Origin of the sequence: Synechococcus sp. R8-2 (genome assembly GCF_047461715.1) — a bacterium.
Taxonomy (GTDB): Bacteria; Cyanobacteriota; Cyanobacteriia; order Thermostichales; family Thermostichaceae; genus Thermostichus.
The window spans coordinates 1-1,147 of the sequence record NZ_JANSHQ010000059.1 but is presented as its reverse complement, the minus strand read 5'-3'; the positions used below and the strand labels follow the sequence as shown (position 1 = coordinate 1,147).

Below are 1,147 nucleotides of genomic sequence, written 5' to 3'. Positions count from 1 at the left end.
GAAGCGCAGTTCCTCGGTCATAGCGACGTCGCCGATCTTGGGCAGACGGATCGTCTTGCCGTCCAGACGGAACTTGTCGTTGGCAACATAAAAGCTGTCGCGGCAACGCCCCTTTTTCTTGAAGCGCGGTGCGTGCGCCTCTTTGCCAGCCTTGAGGTCGGCGAAGAATCTTTCCCAGGCTTTGGCGAGATGGGCAAACGGCTGGGCGTGTGCGTCCCGGTGAATGTCTCGCAACCACGGCCGTCCGTTCTCATCGAGCCACTGTGGGTCGGTGTATTTGATGGCGTTGAACTGCTTTTTGAGCGCCATGGCGTTTGGCCTGCCGCCTGCTGCGTATTGCCTGTTCCACTCATTGAGCGCCCAGTTCCAGACACGCCGCGCCGTGCCGCAGGCGCGCTTGAAGTAGTCCACCTGCTCAGGAGTCGGGCAACGAGCGATCGTGGGGGTTCGTTGCATGGTTGGGCCTTTTTGACGCCATGTGCATCCTGTTTCAGCGCTGCATCCACCTGCTTTCGATCGTTCCTCACACCGTATCGCCGAGACGAACAACCGTGCACGATGGTCATCACGTCTTGCCCCATTTCCGGTTCGGGAGACAGCCGTTCCTGGGTGAGCACCAGCACTGCGCAGCCATGGGTTTTGGCGTCATGTTCGAACCACTCAACGCCGAAACGGGTGAGGCGGTCCCTGGTGAGCAAGGATCAGCATCGTGACGTCCCGTCGCCCGATCTCGTCCATACGGGCCAGCAACCGCTTGCGCGTGACGTTCAACCCGCCGCCCACTTCCTCGATACACTCGACCCCCGCCAATCCCGTCGCCACCACGACCTCTTCCAGCACGTTGCGCTGATTCGCCAGGTCCGGCTGCTGTGCCGCACGCGATACCCGACAGGAGGCGACCGGCGTGGGTGGCGCATGGTTCGCCTGCCGCAAACCGATGACCGCACGGATTTGCGTCTCAGGGGAGAGACGGCGGTTGCTGTCCGTTCGGGCCACCGGAATCAGCCTTCCTTCGCGTTCCCAACGCTGCAACGTCTTGACCGAGACACCAAGGAGTGTTGCGGCTTTCCCTGTGCGCATGGTGTTTTCCATGAGCACTATGCTACACTATCGCGTACTAGAAGTCAAGCTAGAGTCCGGCTCCGTA

Annotated in this window: 2 protein-coding genes; both read right to left on the bottom strand. The window is 60.9% G+C overall.

All coding sequences use genetic code 11. The features are described 5' to 3' along the window. A partial coding sequence (locus tag NW819_RS01525; RefSeq protein ID WP_414412686.1) for an RNA-guided endonuclease InsQ/TnpB family protein occupies positions 1-456 on the bottom strand: 456 nt, incomplete at its 3' end. A gap of 204 nt (positions 457-660) precedes the next feature. Next, positions 661-1,092 carry a MerR family DNA-binding transcriptional regulator gene (locus tag NW819_RS01520; RefSeq protein WP_414412685.1) on the bottom strand — a complete coding sequence of 144 codons (432 nt, stop codon included), beginning with the start codon at positions 1,090-1,092 and terminating at the stop codon, positions 661-663. Positions 1,093-1,147: the final 55 nt, after the last annotated feature.

Coding starts and splice junctions, on each gene's coding strand:
- NW819_RS01520 (WP_414412685.1), bottom strand. CDS start 1,092: ATGGAAAACACCATGCGCACAGGGAAAGCCGCAACACTCCTTGGTGTC.